Origin of the sequence: Escherichia coli DSM 30083 = JCM 1649 = ATCC 11775, assembly GCF_003697165.2 — a bacterium.
Lineage (GTDB): Bacteria > Pseudomonadota > Gammaproteobacteria > Enterobacterales > Enterobacteriaceae > Escherichia > Escherichia coli.
The window spans coordinates 15,669-41,926 of record NZ_CP033092.2 but is presented as its reverse complement, the minus strand read 5'-3'; the positions used below and the strand labels follow the sequence as shown (position 1 = coordinate 41,926).

Annotated in this window: 26 protein-coding genes, 1 pseudogene and 1 other annotated feature; of the genes and pseudogenes, 7 read left to right on the top strand and 20 right to left on the bottom strand. The window is 50.9% G+C overall.

Annotated elements, in window-relative coordinates:
* The first annotated feature begins 230 nt into the window (after positions 1-230).
* Both EAS44_RS01000 and yicL read left to right on the top strand, forming a co-directional pair.
* Positions 231-599 carry a hypothetical protein gene (locus EAS44_RS01000; RefSeq protein ID WP_000509809.1) on the top strand — a complete coding sequence of 123 codons (369 nt, stop codon included), beginning with the start codon at positions 231-233 and terminating at the stop codon, positions 597-599.
* A gap of 296 nt (positions 600-895) precedes the next feature.
* On the top strand, positions 896-1,819 hold the full coding sequence (gene yicL, locus EAS44_RS00995) for a carboxylate/amino acid/amine transporter (RefSeq protein ID WP_001351210.1): 924 nt from the start codon (positions 896-898) through the stop codon (positions 1,817-1,819).
* A gap of 3 nt (positions 1,820-1,822) precedes the next feature.
* Here the strand turns inward: yicL and nlpA are convergent, their stop codons facing one another.
* The gene (gene nlpA / locus EAS44_RS00990; RefSeq protein ID WP_000779409.1) at positions 1,823-2,641 is read right to left on the bottom strand and encodes a lipoprotein NlpA; all 819 of its coding nucleotides are present in this window, start codon (positions 2,639-2,641) and stop codon (positions 1,823-1,825) included.
* 221 nt (positions 2,642-2,862) lie between these two features.
* Here nlpA and yicS point away from each other — a divergent pair, with 221 nt between their 5' ends.
* Positions 2,863-3,156 (top strand): protein YicS, encoded by a 294-nt coding sequence (gene yicS / locus EAS44_RS00985; RefSeq protein ID WP_001297978.1) that lies wholly within the window; start codon positions 2,863-2,865, stop codon positions 3,154-3,156.
* A 40-nt stretch (positions 3,157-3,196) separates the two neighbouring features.
* On the opposite strand, the gene nepI is transcribed toward yicS, so the two are convergent.
* The 3 genes from nepI to adeQ form a co-directional block, all read right to left on the bottom strand.
* Positions 3,197-4,387: a purine ribonucleoside efflux pump NepI gene (gene nepI, locus EAS44_RS00980; RefSeq protein ID WP_011478308.1), complete on the bottom strand. Its 1,191-nt coding sequence runs from the start codon at positions 4,385-4,387 to the stop codon at positions 3,197-3,199.
* 210 nt (positions 4,388-4,597) lie between these two features.
* On the bottom strand, positions 4,598-5,050 hold the full coding sequence (yicN, locus tag EAS44_RS00975; protein WP_001295241.1) for a DUF1198 domain-containing protein: 453 nt from the start codon (positions 5,048-5,050) through the stop codon (positions 4,598-4,600).
* Between the two features lie 52 nt (positions 5,051-5,102).
* Positions 5,103-6,437 (bottom strand): adenine permease AdeQ, encoded by a 1,335-nt coding sequence (gene adeQ, locus EAS44_RS00970; RefSeq protein WP_001363077.1) that lies wholly within the window; start codon positions 6,435-6,437, stop codon positions 5,103-5,105.
* A gap of 174 nt (positions 6,438-6,611) precedes the next feature.
* On the opposite strand from adeQ, the gene adeD reads away from it, so the two are divergent.
* Positions 6,612-8,378: an adenine deaminase gene (adeD, locus tag EAS44_RS00965; protein ID WP_001065732.1), complete on the top strand. Its 1,767-nt coding sequence runs from the start codon at positions 6,612-6,614 to the stop codon at positions 8,376-8,378.
* A 46-nt stretch (positions 8,379-8,424) separates the two neighbouring features.
* Here adeD and uhpT read toward each other — a convergent pair whose 3' ends face one another.
* From uhpT to ysdE, 8 genes are all read right to left on the bottom strand, one after another.
* On the bottom strand, positions 8,425-9,816 hold the full coding sequence (uhpT, locus tag EAS44_RS00960; protein WP_000879194.1) for a hexose-6-phosphate:phosphate antiporter: 1,392 nt from the start codon (positions 9,814-9,816) through the stop codon (positions 8,425-8,427).
* Positions 9,817-9,953: 137 nt separating this feature from the next.
* Positions 9,954-11,273 (bottom strand): MFS transporter family glucose-6-phosphate receptor UhpC, encoded by a 1,320-nt coding sequence (uhpC, locus tag EAS44_RS00955; RefSeq protein ID WP_001350834.1) that lies wholly within the window; start codon positions 11,271-11,273, stop codon positions 9,954-9,956.
* Positions 11,274-11,282: 9 nt separating this feature from the next.
* On the bottom strand, positions 11,283-12,785 hold the full coding sequence (uhpB, locus tag EAS44_RS00950; protein WP_001332272.1) for a signal transduction histidine-protein kinase/phosphatase UhpB: 1,503 nt from the start codon (positions 12,783-12,785) through the stop codon (positions 11,283-11,285).
* Positions 12,785-13,375 (bottom strand): transcriptional regulator UhpA, encoded by a 591-nt coding sequence (uhpA, locus tag EAS44_RS00945; protein ID WP_025856604.1) that lies wholly within the window; start codon positions 13,373-13,375, stop codon positions 12,785-12,787. Before uhpA ends, uhpB begins: the two co-directional genes overlap by 1 nt.
* A 72-nt stretch (positions 13,376-13,447) precedes the next feature.
* Positions 13,448-13,738, bottom strand: a complete 291-nt coding sequence (gene ilvN / locus EAS44_RS00940; RefSeq protein WP_001181706.1) for an acetolactate synthase small subunit — start codon at positions 13,736-13,738, stop codon at positions 13,448-13,450.
* A gap of 3 nt (positions 13,739-13,741) precedes the next feature.
* On the bottom strand, positions 13,742-15,430 hold the full coding sequence (gene ilvB, locus EAS44_RS00935) for an acetolactate synthase large subunit (RefSeq protein ID WP_000168473.1): 1,689 nt from the start codon (positions 15,428-15,430) through the stop codon (positions 13,742-13,744).
* 105 nt (positions 15,431-15,535) lie between these two features.
* Entirely contained in the window at positions 15,536-15,634 is a 99-nt protein-coding gene (ivbL, locus tag EAS44_RS00930) for an ilvB operon leader peptide IvbL (protein ID WP_001312198.1), read from the bottom strand.
* A 244-nt stretch (positions 15,635-15,878) separates the two neighbouring features.
* The gene (ysdE, locus tag EAS44_RS25300) at positions 15,879-15,953 is read right to left on the bottom strand and encodes a protein YsdE (RefSeq protein ID WP_211180519.1); all 75 of its coding nucleotides are present in this window, start codon (positions 15,951-15,953) and stop codon (positions 15,879-15,881) included.
* 81 nt (positions 15,954-16,034) lie between these two features.
* Here ysdE and emrD point away from each other — a divergent pair, with 81 nt between their 5' ends.
* Positions 16,035-17,219, top strand: coding sequence for a multidrug efflux MFS transporter EmrD (gene emrD, locus EAS44_RS00925; protein ID WP_001332269.1), 1,185 nt, complete (start codon positions 16,035-16,037; stop codon positions 17,217-17,219).
* A gap of 7 nt (positions 17,220-17,226) precedes the next feature.
* Here the strand turns inward: emrD and yidF are convergent, their stop codons facing one another.
* The 5 genes and pseudogenes from yidF to yidK all read right to left on the bottom strand — a co-directional run bounded on the left by yidF (position 17,227) and on the right by yidK (position 21,684).
* The gene (gene yidF / locus EAS44_RS00920; protein WP_000148034.1) at positions 17,227-17,724 is read right to left on the bottom strand and encodes a radical SAM protein; all 498 of its coding nucleotides are present in this window, start codon (positions 17,722-17,724) and stop codon (positions 17,227-17,229) included.
* Positions 17,721-18,083 carry a DUF202 domain-containing protein gene (yidG, locus tag EAS44_RS00915; RefSeq protein ID WP_001113443.1) on the bottom strand — a complete coding sequence of 121 codons (363 nt, stop codon included), beginning with the start codon at positions 18,081-18,083 and terminating at the stop codon, positions 17,721-17,723. Before yidG ends, yidF begins: the two co-directional genes overlap by 4 nt.
* Positions 18,073-18,420, bottom strand: a complete 348-nt coding sequence (gene yidH / locus EAS44_RS00910) for a YidH family protein (protein ID WP_000703959.1) — start codon at positions 18,418-18,420, stop codon at positions 18,073-18,075. Before yidH ends, yidG begins: the two co-directional genes overlap by 11 nt.
* A gap of 59 nt (positions 18,421-18,479) precedes the next feature.
* Positions 18,480-19,972, bottom strand: a pseudogene (gene yidJ, locus EAS44_RS00905) (sulfatase-like hydrolase/transferase).
* Complete coding sequence (gene yidK / locus EAS44_RS00900; RefSeq protein ID WP_001087167.1) at positions 19,969-21,684, bottom strand: solute:sodium symporter family transporter; 1,716 nt, start codon at positions 21,682-21,684, stop codon at positions 19,969-19,971. The pseudogene yidJ and the gene yidK overlap by 4 nt, the downstream one beginning before the upstream one ends.
* A 166-nt stretch (positions 21,685-21,850) precedes the next feature.
* On the opposite strand from yidK, the gene yidL reads away from it, so the two are divergent.
* Positions 21,851-22,717: an AraC family transcriptional regulator gene (gene yidL, locus EAS44_RS00895; protein ID WP_001332266.1), complete on the top strand. Its 867-nt coding sequence runs from the start codon at positions 21,851-21,853 to the stop codon at positions 22,715-22,717.
* Between the two features lie 89 nt (positions 22,718-22,806).
* Here yidL and yidE read toward each other — a convergent pair whose 3' ends face one another.
* From yidE to ibpA, 3 genes are all read right to left on the bottom strand, one after another.
* Positions 22,807-24,468 (bottom strand): putative transporter, encoded by a 1,662-nt coding sequence (gene yidE / locus EAS44_RS00890; protein WP_001279773.1) that lies wholly within the window; start codon positions 24,466-24,468, stop codon positions 22,807-22,809.
* Between the two features lie 196 nt (positions 24,469-24,664).
* Positions 24,665-25,093: a small heat shock chaperone IbpB gene (ibpB, locus tag EAS44_RS00885; RefSeq protein ID WP_001243431.1), complete on the bottom strand. Its 429-nt coding sequence runs from the start codon at positions 25,091-25,093 to the stop codon at positions 24,665-24,667.
* 111 nt (positions 25,094-25,204) lie between these two features.
* Positions 25,205-25,618, bottom strand: a complete 414-nt coding sequence (ibpA, locus tag EAS44_RS00880) for a small heat shock chaperone IbpA (RefSeq protein WP_001243437.1) — start codon at positions 25,616-25,618, stop codon at positions 25,205-25,207.
* Positions 25,612-25,684 (bottom strand) — a sequence feature (ROSE (Repression Of Heat Shock gene Expression) occurs in the 5'-region of heat shock genes and acts as an RNA thermometer to modulate expression.). It overlaps the preceding gene by 7 nt.
* A 239-nt stretch (positions 25,685-25,923) precedes the next feature.
* Between ibpA and yidQ the strand changes: the two genes are divergently transcribed.
* A complete protein-coding gene (yidQ, locus tag EAS44_RS00875) occupies positions 25,924-26,256 on the top strand; it encodes a YceK/YidQ family lipoprotein (RefSeq protein WP_001332265.1) in 333 nt (110 codons plus the stop codon).
* Positions 26,257-26,258: the final 2 nt, after the last annotated feature.

The window sequence follows — 26,258 nt, the reverse complement described above, 5'->3', positions numbered from 1 at the left end:
CATCCATATATGGCTTTTACCTGCTACAAAGATGAAGAAGTGCATAAATGTGATGTTAAAACAATCAAAGAAAAATTACATGCGCAATAATTTCACTATAACATTATAATCCATGGTGAAAATAACACTGCACAAGGATTGTCATCATCAAACTCATCGGAACTATTTTTTCTGTCGTCATTGGTGTAATACTGATTGTAAGTATCCTTTCAGGAGATTATTTTTGCCGTGTGGGGCATGGAACTTGTAAAGCAGCCAAAAGCGCTAGGCATTTAATTGAAAGTAAAGAGAAAAACAGAAGTAGTCGCGTCAAAGTCTTTAGCACGCATATTAATTTGAGTCATCCAGCGGCATCCTGGCTAGCAACTCAAACTTGCGCTAACAATATATTCAATCTGCTTCAAAACAATAATGCCATTTATTTATTCAAAAACGATAATAAAATTGAACTGCGAATGGGGTATGATTCTTTTTTCTCTATTGAAACGATTGATAAAATTAACAAAGAAAACATCAAAGAAATAAAACTAAAAAATGATACAACATATGTTTCTCTTCCTAATCCAACCATTTTAATAACCAACGACATCAACACCTGAACGACAGTTTTCTATTTCTGTTCTGGATGATGATAACAAAGAAAATCTACCTACCGATACCGCACCTTGTTTTACAATTGGTATTCCTGATGAATATACTAAAGCCATAGAGTTATTGAACATTAAATAATTAAATTTCATATTGAGTTTTTTTAAACACCATATGAATAATTGTTATATGTCATTATTTCCTCCATTCACTAAAACTGATTGATTACTCTACTCCCTCACCGTCATCGGTAGTGGTATCCTTAACGTATATTGATGAAAAGACAAAACAGTATGCAGAGGGAAAAATGGGTTCCACCAGAAAGGGGATGCTGAACGTTCTGATTGCCGCCGTGTTGTGGGGAAGTTCAGGGGTCTGCGCGCAATACATCATGGAGCAAAGCCAGATGTCGTCGCAGTTTTTGACTATGACGCGTTTGATATTCGCCGGTTTGATTCTGCTGACGCTATCATTTATTCATGGTGATAAAATCTTTTCTATTATTAACAATCACAAAGATGCCATTAGCCTACTGATTTTTTCCGTGGTTGGCGCGCTAACCGTACAGCTCACTTTTTTGCTAACCATCGAAAAATCGAACGCAGCCACGGCAACGGTGCTGCAATTCCTCTCACCGACTATTATCGTCGCCTGGTTCTCACTGGTGCGTAAATCCCGCCCGGGCATTCTGGTTTTCTGCGCTATTTTGACATCGCTGATCGGGACTTTTTTATTGGTGACACACGGTAATCCGACGTCATTATCGATCTCTCCTGCCGCGTTATTCTGGGGGATTGCCTCGGCATTTGCTGCTGCATTCTATACCACCTATCCCTCAACGCTGATTGCCCGCTATGGCACGTTACCGGTCGTCGGCTGGAGTATGCTGATTGGCGGTCTGATCCTGCTGCCCTTTTATGCCAGACAAGGGACAAACTTTGTCGTTAACGGCAGTTTGATTCTGGCGTTTTTTTATTTGGTGGTCATTGGTACGTCCCTGACATTTAGTCTGTACCTGAAAGGAGCACAATTAATTGGCGGTCCAAAAGCCAGCATTTTAAGCTGTGCAGAACCATTAAGTAGCGCGCTGCTCTCTTTGTTGTTGCTGGGGATCACCTTCACATTGCCGGACTGGCTGGGAACGCTGCTGATTCTGTCATCGGTGATTTTGATTTCAATGGATTCCCGCCGCCGCGCCAGAAAAATAAATCGTCCGGCGCGGCATGAGTGAGAATTACCAGCCAGGCACCGCGCCTCCGTTAAAGATGGTTTCTGCCGCTTTAGCGACTTCGGGTGATTGATAAGATTGCAGAAATTCCTTCACGTTTTCTGCATTCTTATTATCTTCCCGTGCCACCAGAATATTCACATACGGCGAATTTTTATCTTCAATAAATACGCTGTCGTTAACCGGAGAAAGTCCTGTTTGCTGGATGTAAGTGGTGCTGATAATCGCTACATCCACTTTCGGGTCGTCCAGTACACGTGGCAACTGTGCCCCTTCCAGCTCCATTATCTGCAAATGGCGTGGATTATCGGTTATATCCAACGCGGTAGGTAATAACCCTTTTCCTTCTTTCAGAGTAATTAGCTTCTCTTTTTGCAGCAGTAAAAGCGCGCGACCAAGGTTAGTCGGGTCGTTGGGGATCGCCACTGTCGCACCTTCTTTTATTTGCGCCACTGTTTTGATTTTTTTGGAATAGCCCGCCATGGGGAAGACAAACGTATTTCCCACCGCTACCAGTTTATAACCATGCGCCTGATTATCTTGTTCAAGAAAGGGTCGATGCTGGAAGACGTTCGCATCAAGCTCGCCATGATTTGTCGCATCGTTCGGTAGCAACGAACCGCTAAATCCTACCAGTTCAACATCGAGACCATATTTCTCTTTTGCTACCTTTTTAGCGACTTCCGCGACATCTTGTTCTGCGCCATTAATAACGCCAACTTTAATATGCTTTTCATCGCTGCTGCTCTGGTCGCAACCTGCCAGCAGAACTCCTGCCAGTAATAATGCGGCCCCCGCCCGTAGATGATGTGTTGTCAGTTTCATTTTTTTATCCTTTTATTAATGATTACCTGACTATAGCGGTAAGGTCGCTGCAGTTTAAAAAACGAAACGCTATCGATAAGAATAAAAAGGAATAAAAGTGGAATATAAAGTCTGGCACTTCTTACTGACCACGCAAACACCTTTCGTACAGCATGATGAGAGCGGCAAAAGCAAACTACACTTATGCTTCATTCGATGCACATTTGCAGAAGGTTGCCGCTATGAAGCCAACGATGCTACTCATGATTACCGTATTCCTGATTTTTCCAGCCATTTCTCAGGCCGAGTCGCCATTCAGTTCTCTACAGTCGGCAAAAGAGAAAACCACGGTATTGCAAGATTTACGTAAAATTTGCACGCCACAGGCGTCATTATCAGATGAAGCGTGGGAAAAGTTAATGTTGTCAGATGAAAACAATAAACAACATATACGCGAGGCCATCGTGGCGATGGAACGTAATAATCAGAGCAATTATTGGGAAGCGTTGGGTAAGGTAGAATGCCCGGATATGTAAGAACGGCAACAACCACTGACCAACGCTTCTTTACCTGATATCAGGATTTCTTCATTTTCACCTTTGCAGTCACCAACAATGCAGTCAGCAACATCAATGTGCCGGACAACATCAGCGGCGAAGTCAGACCAATGTTATCCAACGCATAACCGCCGATTGCCGCACCGCAGGTGTTAGCAAGCTGAATAACGGCCACCTGAATAGATCCAGCCTTTTCTGCCTGATCGGCCAATGAGCGAGTGATCCACGTTGACCAACCAACGGGAATTAAAGCAAAGGTCAGCCCCCAGATAATCGCCACACCAGTAGCAACAATTTTATCGCTTCCCCACAGTGTCAGTACCAGCGCGCTCAGGGCGAGCACAAACGGTGCGCCCGCTAAGGCCAGTTTCACCGAACGTTTGAGAATAAACGACGAAAGCGATGTCCCGACAAAGCTGGCGATACCAAAACTCAGCAGCACCAGGGTTAAGCCATCAACACCGAATCCCGCCAGATTCATATACACTGGGCGAATATAAGTGAAAAAAGCAAACTGTCCGGCAAAGGACATAAAGATGGCGATCATCCCGGCCATCACTCCCGGACGTTGTAATAAGCGGAAAGTATTTTGTTTCTGATGCGAAGGTTCACCTGGCAGCGAAGGCAGTGATTTGATAATCCAGAAAATACACAGCACGCCCATCGCCGCCGCCGCATTAAAGACATTGCGCCAACCGATAAGCTCGCCTAAAAAACTGCCCAACGGCGCGGCAATCACCAGCGCAATAGAAACCGCGCCGAAGATCACCGACAGCGCCTTCGGCACCGTACGCGGCGGTACCAGACGCATGGTCAGCGACGCCGACATCGCCCAGAACCCGCCCAGCGCCAGACCCAGACAGGCGCGGCCGATTAACAGCAGACTGAATGAGTTGGCAAAGGAAACCAGCAAACAGGAAAGCGTCAGCAAAACGGCGAACAGAATGACAACGTAGCGGCGGTCAGTGGCCTGAATGGTCTGGGTAATAAACAAACTGGCAAACATCGCCACAAAGGCGGTCACGGTCACCGATTGGCCGGCAACCCCTTCCGAAATGCCTAAATCCTGGGCCATTGGCGTCAACAAACTGACAGGCAAAAACTCAACGATAATCAGACAGGCGACGCAAAACGCCACCGAGAAAACGGCTGACCAGTTCGGTCGGGTGATGGCATCCGCGCCGCGGTTTTCAGCAATAAATTCACTCATGGTGTTACCCGTGGCATGTTTCAGAGGGAAAGCCGACCACTTTAACATTGAAATGTGTGACGTATTTAACGTTTTTGCAACTTTTACGGTGTTGCTTGAGCTGGAGTTAAGATCGAAACGGAACAGGGCAAAGATTACCGGATGCGGTGTGAACGTCTTATCCACCCACCAGGTCAGGCGCGGTCTGTAGGCTGATAAGACGAAGCGGTTTTAATGCAGCCAGTGAACGCCCTCGGCAGGCTGAAAGAACGCGTTATAGCGCATCTGAAAAGCATTGATATCCTGCATTTCAGGTTCGGTTTCGCGCAGAAAACCCAGCGCCAGCCTGACCTGAGCATCAGTAATCGGCGCGGCAAGGCGGGCTTTTTGTAAAATCCGATGCCATTGCAGCAGGTTCTGTTCGCTACCATCGACAATGACAATTTGCCAGATGAGCAACACCTGCGCGGCGTTTTGCAGGTGCGACTCATCCGGGCGATGCAAATAACGTAAAAATTCGTCACCGGCTGACTTTCCCATTTGATCGACCATCGACTCCACGGGTACGACATCGATGTTCAGCCGATCGCTGAGACGGCGAATCGCTTTTCTGGCCCCGGATGTCAGCACCCGAAAACCAACCACAAACACTACCGCCAGCGTGGCGAGCATTATCCAGATCATGAGTTCTCCTGCGTAATCAGAACTCATGATATCTGGAAACCCTCGCCAGTTACTAATCCACCAGAATAATCTTCAGTGCAAACAGAGTTGCGACCACCACCACACACAGGTTCAGATCGCGCCAGCGCCCGGTGCACACTTTCATGATGCAGTACGACATAAAGCCTAGTGCAATCCCTTCGGTGATCGAGAAAGTAAAGGGCATCATCACCGTGGTAATAAACGCAGGCACCGATTCGGTAAAATCATCCCAGTTAACGCGCGCCAGGCTTGAAGTCATCAGCACGCCAACAAAGATTAACGCTCCGGCGGTTGCGTAAGGAGGAACCATCGCCACCAGCGGTGAGAAGAACATAACTAACAGGAACATAACGCCGACTACGACAGCCGTCAGCCCCGTGCGACCACCGACAGCCACACCTGAAGTACTTTCAATATAGGCGGTAACAGACGAGGTACCGATAAACGCACCCGCCACCGAACTGACGCTATCAACATACAGCGCCTTATTCATATTGGGGAATTTACCGTTACTATCTATTAAGCCAGCTTTATCAGTCACACCAATTAATGTCCCTGATGAATCAAATAAGTTGATCAGCATAAAGGAGAAAATGATACCGGCGAGTTCAAGTGATAACGCACCGCTCAAATCCACTTCACCAATGACGCCGCTAATATCAGGCGGAATGGAATAGACGCCGCTAAAATGAACATCACCGAAAAACAATCCACAGCAAGACGTCACCACAATAGAAACAAGCACCGCGGCATGAAAATGACGTGATGACAACACGGTTATAATAAAAAACCCTAAAATACCTAACAACACGCCGTGAGAACTTAAATCGCCAATCATCACCAGGGTGTCTTTATTGGCGACAATAACGCCAGTATTTTTTAATCCCATTAAGGCGATAAATAATCCGATTCCGCTGGTGATACCAATACGTAAACTTAATGGAATGTTGGAGATCATCCAGTACCGGATACGAAACAGCGTGAGCAAAAATAGCCCAACTGCGCCCCAGAATATCGCGCCCATCCCGGTCTGCCAGGAGATACCCATCGCCCCCACGACCACGAAGGCAAAGAAGGCGTTCAGGCCCATTGCCGGAGCCAGTGCCACGGGTAAGTTAGCAAATACCCCCATCGCAATACTGCCGATACCGGCAATCAAACAGGTGGTAACAAACACCACTTTCGGGTCCATTTGTGCCGCGCCGAGGATTTGCGGGTTCACAAAAACGATGTACACCATGGTTAAAAAAGTGGTCATCCCCGCAATCAATTCTGTGCGGACGGTGGTCCCATGCTGAGATAGTTTAAATAATCGCGAAAGCGTCCCTGATTCATTACTCACGTAATCGGTATTGTCATTATTCATTTTTTTGTCCATTGGAGGAGATTTAATCCCTTGCTTTTGTAAAACAAATGACAACAACGGTTCAGTGATAATTATCACATTTCAATTGCACATTAATGGATATTCTTTAATAATCTCGCGACGTTTCTTTATGATAAATAATAATCAAATTGATAAAATCAAAATGAGAAAAATATGAATAATTCTATTAACCATAAATTTCATCACATTAGCCGGACTGAATACCAGGAATTGTTAGCCGTTTCCCGTGGAGACGCTGTTGCCGATTATATTATTGATAATGTCTCTATTCTCGACCTGATCAATGGCGGAGAAATTTCCGGCCCAATTGTGATTAAAGGACGTTACATTGCCGGTGTTGGCGCAGAATACGCTGATGCTCCGGCTTTGCAGCGGATTGATGCCCGCGGCGCAACGGCGGTGCCAGGGTTTATTGATGCTCACCTGCATATTGAATCCAGCATGATGACGCCAGTCACTTTTGAAACCGCGACCCTGCCGCGCGGCCTGACGACCGTTATTTGCGACCCTCATGAAATCGTCAACGTGATGGGCGAAGCCGGATTCGCCTGGTTTGCCCGCTGTGCCGAACAGGCAAGGCAAAACCAGTACTTACAGGTCAGCTCTTGCGTACCCGCACTGGAAGGCTGCGATGTTAATGGTGCCAGTTTTACCCTTGAACAGATGCTCGCCTGGCGGGACCATCCGCAGGTTACCGGCCTTGCAGAAATGATGGACTACCCTGGCGTAATTAGCGGGCAGAATGCGCTGCTCGATAAACTGGACGCATTTCGCCACCTGACGCTGGACGGTCACTGCCCGGGTTTGGGTGGTAAAGAACTTAACGCCTATATTGCTGCGGGTATTGAAAACTGCCACGAAAGTTATCAGTTGGAAGAAGGACGCCGGAAATTGCAACTCGGCATGTCATTGATGATCCGTGAAGGGTCCGCAGCCCGCAATCTCAACGCGCTGGCACCGTTGATCAACGAATTTAACAGCCCGCAATGCATGCTCTGTACCGATGACCGTAACCCGTGGGAGATCGCCCATGAAGGACACATCGATGCCTTAATTCGCCGCCTGATCGAACAACACAATGTACCGCTGCATGTGGCATATCGCGTAGCCAGCTGGTCGACGGCGCGCCATTTTGGTCTGAATCACCTCGGCTTACTGGCACCCGGCAAGCAGGCCGATATCGTCCTGTTGAGCGATGCGCGTAAGGTCACGGTGCAGCAGGTACTGGTGAAAGGCGAGCCGATCGATGCACAAACCTTACAGGCGGAAGAGTCGGCGAGACTGGCACAATCCGCCCCGCCATATGGCAATACCATTGATCGCCAGCCAGTTTCCGCCAGCGACTTTGCCCTGCAATTTACCCCCGGAAAACGCTATCGCGTTATTGAGGTAATCCATAACGAACTGATCACGCACTCCCGCTCCAGCGTCTACAGCGAAAACGGTTTTGATCGCGATGATGTGTGCTTTATTGCCGTTCTTGAGCGTTACGGACAACGACTGGCTCCGGCCTGTGGTTTGCTCGGCGGCTTTGGCCTGAATGAAGGTGCGCTGGCTGCGACGGTCAGCCATGACAGCCATAATATTGTAGTGATCGGTCGTAGCGCAGAAGAGATGGCGCTGGCGGTCAATCAGGTGATTCAGGATGGCGGCGGGCTGTGCGTGGTCCGTAACGGCCAGGTACAAAGTCATCTACCGTTGCCCATTGCCGGGCTAATGAGCACCGACACGGCGCAGTCACTGGCGGAGCAAATTGACGCCTTGAAAGCCGCCGCCCGTGAATGCGGTCCGTTACCCGATGAGCCGTTTATTCAGATGGCGTTTCTTTCCCTGCCAGTGATCCCCGCGCTGAAACTAACCAGTCAGGGGCTGTTTGATGGCGAGAAGTTTGCCTTCACTACGCTGGAATTCACGGAATAATAAAAAAAAGCCCGGCGTCATGCCGGGCAAAAGTCACCAGTTACGTTTATGCCACTGTCAACTGCTGAATTTTTTTCTCGCGGCGGATTTTGCGTTCTTCCATCACCGCCACTATCGCCATCAGGCAGATACAACCAATCGCGGCGATATCCAGCGCGGCGAAGGTGCCTGCCCAGCCGGTAAGGCCAAATACCGGCGTCCCATCGGCAATCATTCCCAGACCTAACTTGGCAAAGCTGTCACCAATCAGGTAAGCGAAGGTGCCTTTAATACCATCGGCAGCGCCAATCGCTTTTTTAGGTACAAAGCCAACAGCCGCCACACCAATCAACAATTGCGGGCCAAAGACCAGGAAACCCAACGCAAAGAGAGAAGCCAGGTAGATATATTCGTTGCTGGCGTGTTGATACACACCGAGCGTGGCGATAATCAGCGCCAGCGCGATACAGGCCACCAGGCCACGGCGACCGTTCGCCAGGTCAGAGAGCCAGCCCCACAGCAGCGTACCGACCAGCGCACCAGCTTCAAACAGCGTAAAGCCCTGAATCGCCACCGCTTTAGAGAGTTTCAGTTCCTGGAACGCATACACGGTTGACCACTGGTCGATACCAATACGCACCACATAGAGGAAAATGTTGGCAAAGCACAGCAGCCAGATCACTTTGTTTTTCAGCACATACTCAACAAAGATCTGCCACTTGGTCATATCGGTAGATTCTGTCTCTTTATCCTCTTCACTGATCTCCTCGCCAAACAGCTCTTCAGCTTTGCCGAGGCCATAAGATTCCGGGGAGTCGCTGCCGTAACGCAGACCAATAAAACCAACAATCAGCGCGATAATCGACGGGAAAATAAACATGCCGATGACATGACCATCGAACAGGTAATTTGCGCCGAACAGCGCCACACCTGCTGCGCCTGCACCACCAAGGTTGTGAGAAATGTTCCAGAAACCGAGGAATGTCCCGCGTTTACGACGCGGCGTCCATTTGGTGATGGTGGAGTAACTGCACGAACCGCCGGTACTCTGGAAAAAGCCGCTCAAGGCGTAGAAGGCAATCATCAGGAACAGGCTAACCGAGCCGCTGCCCATACTGGCACTGAAGCCCAGCATACAAATGGCAGACAGGATCAGCATGAACGGCAGGAATTGTTTGGTGTTTTTGCCGTCGGCGTAGTAAGAAACCAGCGTTTTACCCACGCCATAAGTGATGGAGAAGCCCAGGCCGATCATCCCCAGCTGCGTCATGCTCAACCCGTAGGTCGAGATCATGTCGTTCTGCGCGATGTTAAAGTTCTTGCGAATCAGGTACATCGTAAGGTAGCCGATAAAGACCACCAGGTAGGATTGCATGAACGGTTTGAACCACATTTTGCGCCGCACTTCGAGCGGAAGGTCCAGGGTCGGCTTGCGAACCTGGTTTAAGAAAGCCAGCATGGGTTACTCCTGAAATGAATACCTGCGTGAGGCATGCATTGTAAAAATCAGCAGCAAATCAGGCCTGAGATAGCGTCCAGGCAAAACCTGGAAAATTTCTTAGTTTTGCCGGATATGAAGTGAAAAGGTGAGATGCATCACGCTTCTCGCGGTGTCTGGGCGTTCAAAAAGGGCAGTAATAGCAGTGCGGAAATCCCGGCGGCGATGGCGATAACCACAAAAAATCCGCTCCAGTGCCAGGTATCGAGTACTTTCGCCAGCGGCCAACCAGCAAGCGACGCACCAAGATAAGCAAACAAGCCGACAAATCCCGTCGCCGCCCCTGCCGCCTCTTTGTGGGAACACTCTGCCGCCGCCATGCCGATTAACATCTGCGGGCCAAAGACAAAAAAACCAATGGTGAAGAAGCAGGTTGCCTGCATCACGTAGCTGGCAAATGGCATCAGCCACAGCGAGCCGACTGAAAGCAAAATTCCGGCGGCGAAAATCAAATTCATCGGCCCGCGGTTGCCGTTAAACAGTTTGTCCGAACCCCAACCCGCTACCAGCGCACCGATAAATCCGCCCAGTTCAAACATTGTCACTGCCGTATTCGCCGTGACCAGATCGACGCCCAGCATCTCGGACATATACAAATTGCCCCAGTCGTTGATCGCCGCCCGAACCACATAGACCAGCACATAGCAAAACGAAAGCAGCCAGATATACGGATTCAGCAACACATATTTGGTGAGGATCTCTTTACGCGTCAGCCCTGCCCCTTCTTGTTGTTGAGCAATCTCCAGTGCGTCGTGCCGCCATTCACCAACCGCCGGTAAACCTAACGCCTGCGGGCGATCGCGCAGCCGCCAGCAGAGAAAAATCCCCACGACTATCGCCATACAACCCGCAATCATCATCCCGGCACGCCAGCCGTAATGCAGCGCGCTCGCTGCCATCACAATGGGAATGAGTGCGCCGCCGACGTTATGCGCCGTGTTCCATAATGCCCACCAACCGCCGCGCTCGGTACGAGAATACCAGGCGGTTAACAGACGCGCACACACCGGTGAACCCCAGCCCTGGAAAAAGGCGTTCAACACCCAAAGCACGGCAAACGCCCATAGCGACGTCGAGAAGCCAAACAGAATGTTGATAATGCCCGTGGCAATAAGCCCTATCCCCATAAAATAACGGGCATTTGAGCGATCGCTGACAATGCCGGAGACAAACTTCGACACGCCGTAGGTAATGTAAAACAGGGTCGCTAACAGGCCAATATCGCTACGGCTGAGCACGCCGTTAGCAAGGATTTCTGGTACGGCGGCGTTAAAACTTTTACGCGTGAAGTAAAACAGCGCGTAACCCAGCCAGATGGTCAGCAGAATATGCCGACGCCAGTAGCGATAGCGGGCATCAATTTCATGTTTATCAGTCATTAATGGCGCATCGGCGGGCGCTTTCAGAAACGGCAACATCATCGAACCTTAGACATAACGTTGAGGTAGAGAAACGCTGACACGCGTGCCGTGCAGACAGGAAATGGTCAATGTGCCACCCAGCGCCGTTACGCGCTCGCGCATTCCGGTAAGGCCAAAACCGTGTTGCCCGGAATCTGGCGGTAAACCGCTGCCATCGTCTTCAATCACCAGCATCAACCGTTCATCCTGCTGCCAGCCTTGCAGGGTGACCGCGCTGGCATCAGCATGTTTCACAATGTTGTTCAGCCCTTCCTGGCAGACACGAAACAGCGTCACTCGCTGGTTTTCGCTTAACGCTGATTCATCGATTCGCCATTCGAGATGGCTGACAATGCCGCGCCCTTCCAGCTCCATTTCCCGCATCAGTGAGCGGATGGCCTGCTCCAGGGTGAGATCATCCAACTGGCGCGGACGTAACCGACCTAACAAACGGCGCACCGCGTCGTAAACGCCCAGCGATAGTTGTTCGATGAGCTGCCCGCTCTGTTTCACGCTGGCGTTATCTGCCGCCAGCCGCTGAACAATGCCCGCTTGAGTTCGAATAGCAGTAATGGTCTGACCGATATCATCGTGCAGCTCACGTGCCACATCACGGCGCACGCTCTCTTCGGTTTCCAGCAACCGTTCAGCGAGATGCTGATTGCGCGCCAGTTCCTTTTGCAGCGACTGGTTAAGTTCACGCAACCGCTGGATGCCTGCGCCCAGTAACAACCCTGTCAGACTTTGCACCAACAGCGAGAGCAATAAATCCACCGGATGATCGCGCCAGGTTTGACTGGCGATCAGCGCGATGGCGTTCATCAATGTCGCAATCAGCGCTCCTTGCCAACCATAGTGCCAGGCCAGCGCGATAATCGGCAGCGCCAGACAGAATGGCGTAAAGCGCGACAGTTCGTCTGGCAATCCCAACTGGAGCCAGAGACTGATAACAAACAGCAGCAAGTACCAGACCAGATGTCGCCCGCGCCAGTTGATTGGCTGAGAAACCAGTGACGGGCCGAGCGGCAGCCAGGTGTTATTCGCCAGATAGTGCCAGAACACCAGACATATCGGGGCCAGCGTCAGGCCGCCAGTTAAAGTCAGCAGCAGCGCATTCCACGACTCTTTGCCGTGCCAAAGCCAGGGCAGCGACTGCAACAACGCCGCCGCAGTTAACGCCGCACCCTGTAACAGCAAGGTGCGCCAGTCACGTTGATGGCGATAGCGCGAGATCAGCGCCACGGGCAATAACGTCAGTAAACTACCGATCATCAATAAGGAGAAATGGGTTAAACCGACCGCCTGCATTAGCCAGTAAATCAGCAGCCACTCCGCACCCAGTAGCACCGGCCAGTATCCGCGCGGGCATTGCAGCATTAGCCCTAGCCGCAGGCCAAACGGAAATAACAGCACCGCCATATCAGGGCGCTCAACCAGGTGCAGGCTGATACTCCACAGGCAAAACCATGCGGCAGAGAAGATAAAAAAGCAGGCAATAACGGTAATTAAGCGGGAGAACAACGTCTTCATCACCAGCCATCAAACATGCGGCGCGCCAGTTCAACGTCGTTACTGACGCCCAGTTTTTCCATCAGATTGGCGCGATGGACGTGTACCGTTTTCGGCGACAAGCCCAGTTCGGCGGCAATCTCTTTCACCGCCATTCCTTGCGCCAGTTTTTCTGCCACCTGGCGTTCGCGTTTGGTTAGCGGGTCCTGGCGACCGGATGCCAGTTTAATGGAAATATCCGGCGTCAGATAACAGCCGCCAGTGGCAACCGTATGCACCGCAGCAATGAGTTCATCCGGGCTACAGCGTTTGGAGAGAAAGCCGCGCGCCCCGGCGTTAAGCGCCTGCTCAACCAGCGCCGGACTGTCGTGAACGGAGAGCATAATTGTCGCCATGCCTTTCGGCAGCTGGCTTAGAAGCTCCAGACCGGAGATATCAGGCATGGAGATATCGCAAATACACACCTGCACACCGCACCCCGGCAGCCCCGCCAGCGCCTCGCGCCCCGAACCAAACTCGGCAACTACCTGCAAATCAGGTTCCAGCCCCAGCAGCTGCGCAAAGCCGGAGCGGACGATAAGGTGATCGTCTATAAGGGCAACGGTGATCATGATCTTGTCCTGGAGGGTAATAAAACGCGCTTACCTTAACGATAAGCGCGATGTTGTTCAAGCCTTGAGCGGTTACTGAAAAAACACCGCAATCTTGTTAAACATGGTCGGATCGGACTGATTACGCTGCACTTTCACCACATCTTCCAGCTTGTCGATTTGGCTTATCATCTGCTCCAGACGCTGGTCGTCATTGACCAGTAGCCAGATGTGGCTTTTGTCGCTGTCCTGAATCGGCAGGCAGAGAATGCCTTCAACGTTAAAAGCGCGACGGGCAAAAAGGCCACAAACGTGGGTCATTACACCCGGATGGTTGCGAACGGTGAGTTCCAGAATCACGTTATCATGAGTTGTGTTTTGCATGGCTTATTCCCCCACCATTTCAGTATTCGCCGCACCTGGCGGCACCATCGGGTACACTTTTTCTTCGGCATCAATGCGCACATGGATCAGCGCCGGGCCAGGGCGATTGATGATTTCCTGCAATGCAGCCTGCGGATCGGCTTCGTTATTCAAATCACAGGTTTCGAGGCCGAATCCGGCGGCAATCTGCATAAAGTTGATTTTGCCCGGATAGGTAGCGGCAAAAACGCCCTGCTTGTAGAACAGACTCTGTTGCTGATGCACCAGCCCCAGCGCTTCGTTGTTCATCAAAATGATTTTAACATCCAGCTGATTTTCACTGGCGGTCGCCATCTCCTGAATATTCATCATCAGGCTGCCGTCGCCGGAGAAGCACAACACTTTGCGGTCCGGGTTCGCCAGCGCCGCGCCAATCGCCGCAGGCAGGCCAAAACCCATCGTGCCCAGCCCGCCGGAGGTCAGCCACTGGCGTGGGCGATTGAGCGGATAGGCTTGCGCGGTCCACATCTGATGCTGACCCACGTCGGTGGTGATAATCGCATTGTCATCGACACAGGCGGCAACGGCGTTGATCAGGCCGTAATGGCTTAATGGATCGCACGCTTTCGGGATTGGACACGGGAATTCACGCTGCAAATCCGCCACCAACTGGTGCCACTCTGCACGCGGTTGCGCTTCCACCAGCGGGATCAACTGCGCCAGCACGTCATCAACATCCGCCTGAATTGCCACATGCGGTTGCTTGATTTTGCCCAGCTCTGCGCGGTCGATATCGACATGAATAATTTTGGCATTCGGACAGAACTGCTCGGTTTTGCCAATCGCCCGGTCATCAAAACGCGCACCGAGTACAATCAGCAGATCCGCCTCCTGCAAAATATAGTTGGTGCTGCGCACACCGTGCATCCCCAGCATACCCAGCGACAGCGGATGCGCTTTTGGCAACATACCCAGCGCCATTAAAGTCATGGTGGTAGGCAGTTGTGCTTTCTCCGCCAGTTCACGCACTCGCGCAGGCGCGTTGATCACACCACCACCCAGATAAAGCACCGGGTGTTTGGCGGCGTTAATCATCGCCGCCGCGTCACGAATACTTTCTTCGCTAAAGGCGGGTGCGGCGGCTTTTTCTGCCATAGCGGGCTGTGTTTCAATCTCAAAAACTGCCGTTTGCACATCCTTAGGAATGTCTATCCACACCGGGCCAGGGCGGCCTGATTGCGCAATACGGAAGGCATCGCTCATGACCTGCGGGAGTTCTTCGATATGTCTGACCAGATAGTTGTGTTTGGTGATGGGGATAGAGATGCCGTAGGTGTCGACTTCCTGGAAGGCGTCGGTGCCGATCATCGAGGCGGGAACCTGACCAGTGATGCAAATCAGCGGGATGGAGTCCAGCCTCGCATCGGCAATGGCGGTCACCAGGTTAGTCGCACCCGGTCCACTACAGGCCATACAGACCGCCGGTTTACCGTCGGTGCGCGCCATTCCCTGAGCGATAAACCCCGCGCCCTGTTCATGGCGAGCCAGAATATGGCGGATTTGCGTGCTTTGGCTTAAGGCATCGTAAACAGGCAGGATAGAACCGCCCGGAATACCCGTCACAATCTTAATGCCCTGCTGTTCCAGGAAATGAACGATAAATTCTGCGCCGGTAAAGCGCTTACGCGTCGATGTTGTGCCCGAACTTGCCATGCTCCAGTCCTTTTCTTCTGGGCCGACTTTCCGGGAGGAGCTTAAACGAAAAACCCCGCCCGGTTTGCGCCGGCGGGGTTTTGGAATCGTGTGTTGTTCCAGTCCCTACGGCGCATTGCCGACGACCACCACCACACGCACGACGACCACTGCGGCGGATGGCGCAGTTGGTAGTAGTTTTGCGTTGAACATGGAAGTAGTCATTGGGGACCTTGTTGGTTTTGTGTTTAACAATATTTATACAAGCACAGCTTTACAGGGGAGACAATGGAAAATTTTTCTTCCGGATAAAAATACGTGGCAGATCACATTTTGAACTGAAACTCAGGCAATAAAGCATCATCACCTGAAAGACGGTCAGATTGTTGACAGAGTGCGCCTTATTCATGTCGAATACAGCGTAAACACCTTACCCTACCAACCGCACCATCACTGTTTCCGGCAACATTTATTGCCGCTTTTGTTTACATATTCTGCCGCTAAACAATTCCCCATTCCTGGCGTATATCTGGCTAACATTCATCAATGTGATAGATTCCTCTCCCGCATTTATGGGAATGCGTAGTGACTTATTCTAATTATTTTTATAAAAGCATCCGTGATAATGAAAAGGCATAGAAACGTCAATTTGTTATTGATGTTGGTATTACTCGTGGCCGTCGGTCAGATGGCGCAAACCATTTATATTCCAGCTATTGCCGATATGGCGCGCGATCTCAATGTCCGTGAAGGGGCGGTGCAGAGCGTAATGGGCGCTTATCTGCTGACTTACGGTGTCTCACAGCTGTTTTATGGCCCAATTTCCGATCGCGTGGGTCGCCGACCGGTGATCCTCGTCGGAATGTCCATTTTTATGCTGGCAACGCTGGTCGCGGTCACGACCTCCAGTTTGATGGTATTGATTGCCGCCAGCGCGATGCAGGGGATGGGCACCGGCGTTGGCGGCGTAATGGCGCGTACTTTGCCGCGCGATTTATATGAACGGACACAGTTGCGCCACGCTAACAGCCTGTTAAACATGGGGATTCTTGTCAGTCCACTGCTCGCACCACTAATCGGCGGTCTGCTGGATACGATGTGGAACTGGCGCGCCTGTTATCTCTTTTTGTTGGTACTTTGTGCCGGTGTGACTTTCAGTATGGCCCGCTGGATGCCGGAAACGCGTCCGGTCGACGCACCGCGCACGCGCCTGCTTACCAGTTATAAAACGCTTTTCGGTAACAGCGGTTTTAACTGTTATTTGCTGATGCTGATTGGCGGTCTGGCCGGGATTGCCGCCTTTGAAGCCTGCTCCGGCGTGCTGATGGGCGCGGTGTTAGGGCTGAGCAGTATGACGGTCAGTATTTTGTTTATTCTGCCGATTCCGGCGGCATTTTTTGGCGCATGGTTTGCCGGACGTCCCAATAAACGCTTCTCAACGTTGATGTGGCAGTCGGTTATCTGTTGCCTGCTGGCTGGCTTGCTGATGTGGATCCCCGACTGGTTTGGCGTGATGAATGTCTGGACGCTGCTCATTCCCGCCGCGCTGTTCTTTTTCGGTGCCGGGATGCTGTTTCCACTGGCTACCAGCGGCGCGATGGAGCCGTTCCCCTTCCTGGCGGGCACCGCTGGCGCGCTGGTCGGCGGTCTGCAAAACATTGGTTCCGGCGTGCTGGCGTCGCTCTCTGCGATGTTGCCGCAAACCGGTCAGGGCAGCCTGGGATTGTTGATGACCTTAATGGGATTGTTGATCGTGCTGTGCTGGCTACCGCTGGCGACGCGGATGTCGCATCAGGGGCAGCCTGTTTAAGCTCACGTCACCGCAGCATCGTCATCAGCTCCATGGGAGAACGATGCTGCTTTATCAGATCACGCATCACCCGCATATGCGGCGCGGAGTAAGAATAAAACGCCTGATAGCCCGCACAAAGCACGTTGTCTGGTTTATCTTCCCGAGCGTGCGGGCACAGCCGATGCCAGTCGCACGCCTGGCAGTCACGGCGCGGTTGCGACTTTTCGCTGCCACACCATTTTTGTAAGGTGGTGTCAAAAAGTTCAATCGAAATACGACTGATATCTGCCCGCACCCAACACTCGAACAGGGCAATTAAAAATTTCCCCCACAGCTCTGCTGTCACCGAAGCGGCCGTCAGATCGCCCCGGTCATCAAATTCAAGATGGGGAATAAGCTGTACTGAGCGGATGCCCAGCTGTTTGAAATTGTGATAAAAATCGGCAGGTTGCAGAGCATCCTTATACTCTACAACCAGTTTATGCCTGTCCTCTTCAGCATCAATGACCTGACTTCCTGTCATGCGACTCTCTCAATAAATACGATAAGTTGATGTATATGCGTTACAGCAAACAGTATTGCGAGAGATAACACCGCGAGGGAGATCAAAAATTTGTCACGGACTACGTGAAATTGGGAAAAATCGCTATTCGTGACATCCATTAAATTGCGATTACGGGTGTAGTGCCAGAGGATCAGCGCCACGATGGCGAGGATGCCAATCGAAATCCAGAATAACATGCCCGCCTGGTGCCAGTTGTGTTTGACAGCCAACGCCATCAACGCGCCGTAGCCCAGCATAGTACGAAACCACGCCAGTGATGTGCGTTCCGGCTGCAGCCCTGGGTCGGCAATGCGTCTGGCTTTGCGGCTATCCGGCATACAACACCAGTCCCATGACGATCACTGCCACGACCATCAATATTAAACTGATGATTAATAAGCTGTTGGTATAGGGCAGGTCCTCTTTCAGGCGCATCGCTTTTTCATTGCGTAACCAGCGCAAGTAGCCATACATCGCTAACCCGCCGGAAAACAGACACAACAACAACGCCAGCAGTTCGCGGATGACGGGCGTGGCGAAATCTGGCGCAAGTTGATCAAGCCCAACCCCCGCCGCCAGAAATCCTAGTGCAGTACGGATCCACGCCAGAAAAGTACGCTCATTAGCCAGCGAGAAGCGGTAATCGGGCGCTTCTCCGAGGCGGGAAATTTTCATTGTTGCTCCTTGTAAACTGTTCCTCGCCGAAAAATTAGGCCAGGAACAGCAATAATGCATCAGAACTTCTGTTTTTTCTCTTCCACCTTCACCCCTTGTGTCGGTAAACCGGTGTCATAGTCGCGTACCACTGGAGAATAACCATCCTGTGGGCGTGGACGAAACGCCCCCATCCAGCGCGGTTGTGCATCTTTGCGCCACGGACGCAGGTTCCATTGATAACTGCGGAACGGATCGCGAATTTTGTCCATGTAATCCAATAAGGCGTCATGCATTTTGCTGCGAACGTCGGCAAAATGGATATCATCGATCAGGTTATGCATTTCATTTGGGTCATTACGGCGATCGTAAAGTTCATCACTGGTGAAGAGGTTGAGCACCAGTTTAAAGTCATCCGTTACCCAGCAACGCACCGGAATAAAACCGCCAAAGCTGTCATGCTCAATCTCGTAGCGATTAAATTCCACCAACACGCCACGTGGTTCTTTTACGGCAAGGATATTTCCCCCGGCAGAATCTCTGGTTTTTCAATATCTGCCAGCGCCATCATTGTCGGCAGTAAGTCAATATGACTGACTGGCGTATCGACCTGTCGCCGCTCCCCTTGCGGCGAACGGATGATCAGCGGAATGCGGGTGATGTCGTCATACATCGCCGCTCCTTTACTGATCAGCTTATGTGCGCCCATCATTTCGCCGTGATCGGAGGTATAAATAACCCACGTATTTTCACGTTGCTCTGGCGTTAAGGCGTTGATGACCCGTCCGATTTGGTCATCAACAAAGTCATTGCAGGCAAAATAGAGCGGATGGTGATAAAGCCCGTCATCACCGACTGGCGATGGCATCGCCTGCGCCCATAAGCGGTGATGTTCCGGTTTGTTCGCCAGGTCATCCTCTGCTTTCTCACCCAGTTCGTAGTAAAAATCAGTGTATTTCTCTAAATACTCCACCGGACAGGTGAACGGGTGATGCGGCTCATCATACGAAATCACCATCAGGAAAGGTTCGTCGGCGCGCGCGGGCTGTTGCAGAAAATCCACCGCCCGATTGCTGATGCGGTGCGCCCAGGTGAAGGTTTCGTCAATATGGTTCGCCTGTAAATCCTCAACGCTGTTTAGGCCATTGCGCCACAGGCTAATCTCTTTCTCCGTCAGTTCACTAAGATAGTTCGCGCCATCGAACCAGTAATCAGCGTCCCACTCCGGCGGACACTCGCCAGTGCCGAAATAGTCATGTCCATCGAGATGCCATTTGCCGATGTAGCAGGTGTGATAGCCCGCATCCTTAAAGTAGCGCCCCATGGTGGAAATGTTTTTGCCCGGCGCGACGTTGTTGGTCCACGGGCCGGACTGGTTAGCGTAGATACCGGTGAATAGTCCGGCCCGTGCAGGTGTACAAACCGGTGAACAGGTGTAGGCAGAATTAAAGCGAATACCTTCTGCCGCCAGACTATCAATATTTTGCGTATTCAGCGGCTTACCGCTATAGCAACCGACCATATTGGTGGCCTGGGTATCGGTCATGATGAACAGAAAATTGGGGCGTTTCATAGGCTATCCTTCGCATCGGGAGTAAAGGTGACGGCTGGGTCGTGACGATGCCGCCAGCTGTCAAAAATCAGGTAGACAATCACTACGGCGGCGATGAAATAACTGATCATCGCTAACCAGTGCGTACCGTAGCCACCGAATTCAGCCAGCCCGGCATAGACGCCAATCATCGCGAACAGGATACCAATTGACGCAATCTTGACGTTTTTCCACGGTTTCATGTCCACCGCAAACGCATCTTTGAAGGTGAACGGCGTGGCGCGCGGTTTGATAAAACCGATCACCAGCATCACGACCACGTTGATGCAGAACGTACAGGCCAGCACATAGAGGAAATGGAAGTCGAACTTCACCAGATAGTTGATGGTGATGTAGCTGATTATGCCAATCCCCATCGCCACTTTTGCCGCCAGCGCCGGAATGCGCGGGAAGAAAAAGCCCATAATGATGATGGTAACCAGCGGCACGTTGTAAATACCGTTGAGCTGTTTCATCCAGCTATACAGCCCCTGCGGCGCGTTGGCGATCCACGGCGCGACCATCACCGAAACGACGGCGATAAAGAAACCAAATTTGCGCCCGACGGTGACCAGCTGTTGCGGCTCGGCATTCTGGTTAATGATGCGCCGGTAAATACCCATACTGAATAACGTACTGGCGCTATTCAGAAAGCCGTTGAAGGTACTGATCACCGCACCACATAACACCGCACCGAAGAAGCCCACCAGTGGCACCGGCAGAACGTTATTGACCAGCGTCGGGTAGGCCATGTCGGCTTTCGGTAAATCCTGATACAGATGAAACGCAATCAACCCTGGCAGCACCAGTACCAGCGGGTCGAGCATTTTCAGCACCGCCGTTAACAGCGCCCCCTTTTGCCCTTCCGCCAGGCTTTTTGACGCCAGCGTGCGTTGCACGATGCCCTGATTTGTACACCAGTAAAAGGTGTTCACCAGAATCAAACCGGTAAATGCCGCGCCAATCGGCAAGGGATCGGTCGGGCCGCCGACTGAGTTTAATTTCTCGGCGTGAACGGTGGTGAGTTGCTCAATGCCCTGCATAAAGCTGCCCTTGCCCATCGCGATCAGGCCAAATACCGGCACCATCAACCCGCCAATAACCAGCCCAATACCGTTAATGGAGTCCGCCACTGCCATTGCGCGCAGTCCGCCGATCACCGCATACAAAATTCCCGCCAGACCAAGCAAAATCACCAGTAACCAGATAGCCGCACCATCGGAAAGTTGTAGCGACTCACCCACATGAAACAGGCTGTTGAGCGCCAACGCGCCGGAATAGAGAACAATCGGCAGAAAGCAGACGCCGGTGGCAATGAGGAAGCAGAAGTCGATGATAATACGCGTCGTTTTATCATAACGTTCCTCCAGAAAATCGGGGATGGTGGCAATGCCGCGCTTCAGATAGCGCGGTAAAAAGATTAGCGCGAGGAAGATCAGCGTCACTGCAGAGGTGACTTCCCAGCCCATCACCGACATGCCACTTTTGTAGGCCTGCCCGGAAAGGCCGACCAGTTGCTCCGTGGAAAGGTTGGTTAGCATTAACGAAGCGGCAATAACCGGCGCTTTTAGTGAACGTCCGGCAAGAAAATAGCCTTGTTGCGATCCGGTATCTGTTTTACGGACCTTCCACCAGGTGATGACCGCTACCAGCAGCGTAAAACCGACAAAACTCAAGATTTGTAACGAATTCATCTCATAGCCCTTATTTATGTTTATGTCCCGGACGCATGAATATAGGGAGAGGTAAAATGCGTCGGGTCAGGCAGTCAGATTCTTAAAATACAAACGTCGTATCCCTGAACGGATTGTTTTCTGTTAAGTTCAGGTTGTGAGCATAATTCGCCGGAGGGATATTAAAATGAATGGAAAATTGCAAAGTTCGGATGTAAAAAACGAAACTCCGTACAATATTCCCTTATTGATTAACGAAAATGTGATCTCCAGCGGAATTTCTCTGATATCGCTCTGGCATACCTACGCCGACGAGCATTATCGGGTGATCTGGCCGCGGGACAAGAAGAAACCGCTTATCGCCAACTCATGGGTTGCGGTGTATACCGTACAAGGATGTGGGAAAATTCTTTTAAAGAATGACGAACAAATAACTCTGCATGGCAACTGTATTATATTTTTAAAGCCAATGGATATTCACTCTTATCACTGTGAAGGTTTGGTCTGGGAACAGTACTGGATGGAATTTACCCCCACCAGTATGATGGATATTCCCGTCGGTCAGCAAAGCGTTATTTATAATGGCGAAGTTTATAATCAGGAACTCACCGAAGTTGCTGAGTTAATTACTTCACCAGAAGCAATAAAAAATAATCTGGCAGTCGCTTTTCTGACGAAAATTATTTATCAGTGGATTTGTCTTATGCACACAGTCGGTAAAAAAGATCCACAACGGCGGCAAATTGAAAAATTAATTGCCACTTTACATGCCAATCTACAACAACGCTGGAGCGTAGCTGATATGGCTGCCACGATCCCCTGTAGCGAGGCCTGGTTGCGTCGTCTGTTTTTACGCTATACCGGCAAGACGCCGAAAGAATATTACCTCGATGCGCGTCTGGATCTGGCGCTATCGCTATTAAAGCAACAAGGGAACTCGGTTGGCGAAGTCGCTGATACGCTCAACTTCTTCGACTCCTTTCATTTCAGCAAAGCCTTTAAGCATAAATTTGGTTATGCGCCGTCAGCTGTGCTGAAGAATACGGACAGGTAATAACCAGAATGGCGAGTGTGTAAATGACTCGATGATGTTCAGAAATACCAGGCGGAGTACCATTTACGGCGACTCCACCGGGAAAAGAGTTAACCGATACTCCAGAAGAGCACCGCCAGTAATTGGGGTGTGATAATGCGCAGGAACATCACTAACGGATAGACAGTGGCGTAAGAGAGCGCCGCCGCACCGCTGGTTGGATGAAGATTATTAGCAAACGCCAGCGCCGGAGGATCGGTCATGGAACCTGCCAGCATCCCGCACATGGTCAGGTAATTCATTTTGGCTAACATCCGCGCCAGAATGCCAACAGTAATCAGCGGAACGGCGGTGATCAGGGCACCATAACCAATCCAGCTTAGCCCTTCGCCATCCACCAGTGTATGGATAAAATCGCCGCCGGATTTCAGGCCAACCACCGAGAGAAAGAGCACAATGCCTAACTCGCGTAGCGCCAGGTTAGCGCTTGGTGGCATAAACCAGTACAGCTTGCCGATACTGCCGATACGCCCGAGGATCAACGCCATAATCAGCGGACCGCCCGCCAGCCCGAGTTTCAACGCCGCCGGGAACCCAGGCACAAAGACGGGAATAGAACCTAACAATACGCCAAGCCCGATACCAATAAACACTGGCAGCATCTGAACCTGTTGCAGTTTTTGCTGCGCATTCCCCAGCACATTGGCAACGGCATCAATTGCGGACGGACGCCCCACCAGGTTGAGGATATCGCCGAACTGCAGGCTGATATCGCTACTTGCAACTAATTCAACACCAGCACGGTTCAGGCGCGAGATAACAACGTCATAGCGTTCTTTAAAGTGCAGGTCGCGAATACGTTTACCGAGCACGTTTTCATTGGTGACCACCACACGCGCGACGCGCAAATCAGTGCCTTTCGTAGACAGCGAGGTATCGACCTCCTGACCAATCACCAGTTGCGCATTATGTAAATCCGCAGGCTGCCCCACCAGATGCAGCAAATCGCCCAGTTGAATAACGGTTTCTGGCGAAGGCACTTTTAGGGTTTCTTCTCGTTTCAATCGTGAGCAAATAACTTTATCGCCATTGAGAATCGGCACATCTTTAATGGCTAAATTATGCAAATTAGGATTCTCAACTCGGATGTTAATCGTCCTGATTAGCGCACCGCCGTTGGTTCGCGTGGACTCGTGCTGCTGGGCCTCAGTCTCAACATTGACGCGGAAAATAACCCGCAGCATCCACATAGTGAACAAAATGCCGCAAATCCCAAATGGATACGCCATCGCATAGCTCATCCCCATTTGATCGACCATCGCCATCGGTGTCCCCAGGTCGCGCAAGATCTGCTGCCCTGCCCCCAGCGCTGGCGTATTGGTGACCGCGCCGGAAAAAATCCCCAGCACTACCGGCAGTGGAATATCAAACAGTTTATGCAGGATGGCGGTAACCAGACCACCGATGATGACGATCAGAACAGCAAACAGGTTGAGGCGTAATCCGGAGACGCGCAATGAGGCAAAGAAGCCCGGCCCTACCTGAATCCCGATGGTATAAACGAACAGGATCAGGCCAAACTCCTGAATAACATGCAGCATATCGCTACTTAATGTCATCCCCGCCTGAGAAACAAAATGGCCGACGATGATCCCACCGAACAGCACGCCGCCAATGCCCAATCCAACACCGCGAAACTTGACGTTGCCGATAAACAACCCGACGACCGCCACCAAAGCCAGAATACTGACCGTTAATGCTATATCACTCATCGTCCATTTCTCTTGAAATAACATTTTAATTGCTACGGATTATGGCTGAATCGGTGAAGCAGATTTGCCTTATAGCGCACATTATCACGGGAAAGAACGTGCCGAAATATCTTAAACAGGCGAAATTTAACGCATTGCTGAAGAAAAAAGACAAAAAAAAGCCCCACCAGAATGGCGGGGCAAAGAGAATAGCTAGTTAGCTATTTAACGCGGGACGTTCGCTGATAGCGATACGCTGCGCTGCGATGGGTTCAGGCTCATTACGAATTAAATCAATATGCAGTAAACCGTTTACGAAGGTTGCGCCAGAGACTTCCATATTTTCAGCCAGCGTAAAGCTCAGGCTAAAAGGCTGATTCATAAGCCCTTGATGCAGCCATTTTTTCTCTTCTTTTGGCTGCTCTGGCGTGCCTTTTACGCTCAGGCGCGTACCTTCCAGTTGAATCTCTAAATCTTCCTGACGGAAACCTGCCAGCGCAAGGGTAATGCGGTAGTGGTTATCGTCGCTTTTCTCAATGTTGTACGGCGGGAAGCTCTGGCTTTCACCGGCGTTTTGCAGTGCGTTGGCCAGTTTGTCAAAACCGATCCATTGACGCATCAGTGGGGATAAATCGAAGTTACGCATAGTCATTTCTCCTTCTAAGAAGCGAGTAAGTACCTGCAAATCCGAAGATTCGCATATGCTCCCTGACGGCGAGCATGAAAATGTCAGACCGCGCCAGGCGGCCTTAGGGAATTAGTTGATTTCGATACGGCGCGGTTTTTTCGCTTCCGGAATCACGCGTTCGAGATCGATATACAGCAGACCATTCACCAGGTTAGCACCACGAACATGAATGTTCTCAGCTAACTGGAATTTACGTTCAAAGTTGCGTTCAGCGATGCCCTGGTACAGATAGGTGCGCTCTTTTTGTTCGTCGGCGTGAGCACCTTTCACCACCAGCAGATTATCCTGGGCGGTAATTTCCAGTTCGCTCTCAGCAAAACCAGCCACAGCGATAGCAATGCGATAATGGTTTTCGTCTACCAGTTCAACGTTATACGGAGGGTAGCCGCCATTACTCTGGCTCTGGTTGTTTTCTAAGTGGTTAAACAAACGGTCAAATCCAATAGCAGAACGGTAAAGCGGGGATAAATCAAAGTTACGCATAATCAATAGCTCCTGAAATCAGCGAGAATCTAAGACCTTCCACAATGGACAGGTCAGGTAGCCAGAACACCCATCAGGCGCGTCCTCATCGGCTACGATGTAAAAATGGGTCTGGAAATGAACTTTTCAAGCCTTATCAGCGGACTTTTTTTTGCAGTTTATGGTCTATTGCATAGACTGAGGGGGCAGCACGAAACGTTAAAGTGCGATAGCCGCCACAGTGCGACGTAATGATGATGTTATTTTCAGCAAGGGATCGCTATAACTCATCAGGCCAACACCCACGATCAACAGATGAATTTATTATGATAAGAAATGTGTTGTTAGCGTTCATGATATGCAGCGGAATGACATTACTCGGAGGATGCTCCAGCGTGATGTCCCATACCGGGGGGAAAGAAGGAACGTATCCTGGCACCCGCGCCAGCGCAACCATGATTGGCGACGATGAAACCAACTGGGGCACAAAATCGCTGGCGATACTCGACATGCCATTTACCGCAGTACTGGACACAATATTACTACCGTGGGATGTGTTCCGCAAAGACAGCTCAGTGCGCTCGCGCGTTGAAAAAAGCGAAGCCAACGCGCAAGAAACCAATAACGTCATTCCCCCCGCCAAAATGCCTGCAAACTGAGA

Excerpts from the sequence above, each read along its gene's own strand:
- ilvB (WP_000168473.1), bottom strand. The coding sequence starts at position 15,430 with ATGGCAAGTTCGGGCACAACATCGACGCGTAAGCGCTTTACCGGCGCA.
- uhpT (WP_000879194.1), bottom strand. The coding sequence starts at position 9,816 with ATGCTGGCTTTCTTAAACCAGGTTCGCAAGCCGACCCTGGACCTTCCG.
- emrD (WP_001332269.1), top strand. The coding sequence starts at position 16,035 with ATGAAAAGGCATAGAAACGTCAATTTGTTATTGATGTTGGTATTACTC.
- yidQ (WP_001332265.1), top strand. The coding sequence starts at position 25,924 with ATGATAAGAAATGTGTTGTTAGCGTTCATGATATGCAGCGGAATGACA.
- yidL (WP_001332266.1), top strand. The coding sequence starts at position 21,851 with ATGAATGGAAAATTGCAAAGTTCGGATGTAAAAAACGAAACTCCGTAC.
- yidK (WP_001087167.1), bottom strand. The coding sequence starts at position 21,684 with ATGAATTCGTTACAAATCTTGAGTTTTGTCGGTTTTACGCTGCTGGTA.
- adeQ (WP_001363077.1), bottom strand. The coding sequence starts at position 6,437 with ATGAATAATGACAATACCGATTACGTGAGTAATGAATCAGGGACGCTT.
- ibpB (WP_001243431.1), bottom strand. The coding sequence starts at position 25,093 with ATGCGTAACTTCGATTTATCCCCACTGATGCGTCAATGGATCGGTTTT.
- ivbL (WP_001312198.1), bottom strand. The coding sequence starts at position 15,634 with ATGACTACTTCCATGTTCAACGCAAAACTACTACCAACTGCGCCATCC.
- nepI (WP_011478308.1), bottom strand. The coding sequence starts at position 4,387 with ATGAGTGAATTTATTGCTGAAAACCGCGGCGCGGATGCCATCACCCGA.
- ilvN (WP_001181706.1), bottom strand. The coding sequence starts at position 13,738 with ATGCAAAACACAACTCATGATAACGTGATTCTGGAACTCACCGTTCGC.
- ibpA (WP_001243437.1), bottom strand. The coding sequence starts at position 25,618 with ATGCGTAACTTTGATTTATCCCCGCTTTACCGTTCTGCTATTGGATTT.
- yidF (WP_000148034.1), bottom strand. The coding sequence starts at position 17,724 with ATGACAGGAAGTCAGGTCATTGATGCTGAAGAGGACAGGCATAAACTG.
- yicS (WP_001297978.1), top strand. The coding sequence starts at position 2,863 with ATGAAGCCAACGATGCTACTCATGATTACCGTATTCCTGATTTTTCCA.
- nlpA (WP_000779409.1), bottom strand. The coding sequence starts at position 2,641 with ATGAAACTGACAACACATCATCTACGGGCGGGGGCCGCATTATTACTG.
- yidH (WP_000703959.1), bottom strand. The coding sequence starts at position 18,420 with ATGAAAATTTCCCGCCTCGGAGAAGCGCCCGATTACCGCTTCTCGCTG.
- adeD (WP_001065732.1), top strand. The coding sequence starts at position 6,612 with ATGAATAATTCTATTAACCATAAATTTCATCACATTAGCCGGACTGAA.
- uhpC (WP_001350834.1), bottom strand. The coding sequence starts at position 11,273 with ATGTTGCCGTTTCTGAAAGCGCCCGCCGATGCGCCATTAATGACTGAT.
- uhpB (WP_001332272.1), bottom strand. The coding sequence starts at position 12,785 with ATGAAGACGTTGTTCTCCCGCTTAATTACCGTTATTGCCTGCTTTTTT.
- yidE (WP_001279773.1), bottom strand. The coding sequence starts at position 24,468 with ATGAGTGATATAGCATTAACGGTCAGTATTCTGGCTTTGGTGGCGGTC.
- yidG (WP_001113443.1), bottom strand. The coding sequence starts at position 18,083 with ATGCCGGATAGCCGCAAAGCCAGACGCATTGCCGACCCAGGGCTGCAG.
- uhpA (WP_025856604.1), bottom strand. The coding sequence starts at position 13,375 with ATGATCACCGTTGCCCTTATAGACGATCACCTTATCGTCCGCTCCGGC.
- yicL (WP_001351210.1), top strand. The coding sequence starts at position 896 with ATGGGTTCCACCAGAAAGGGGATGCTGAACGTTCTGATTGCCGCCGTG.
- yicN (WP_001295241.1), bottom strand. The coding sequence starts at position 5,050 with ATGATCTGGATAATGCTCGCCACGCTGGCGGTAGTGTTTGTGGTTGGT.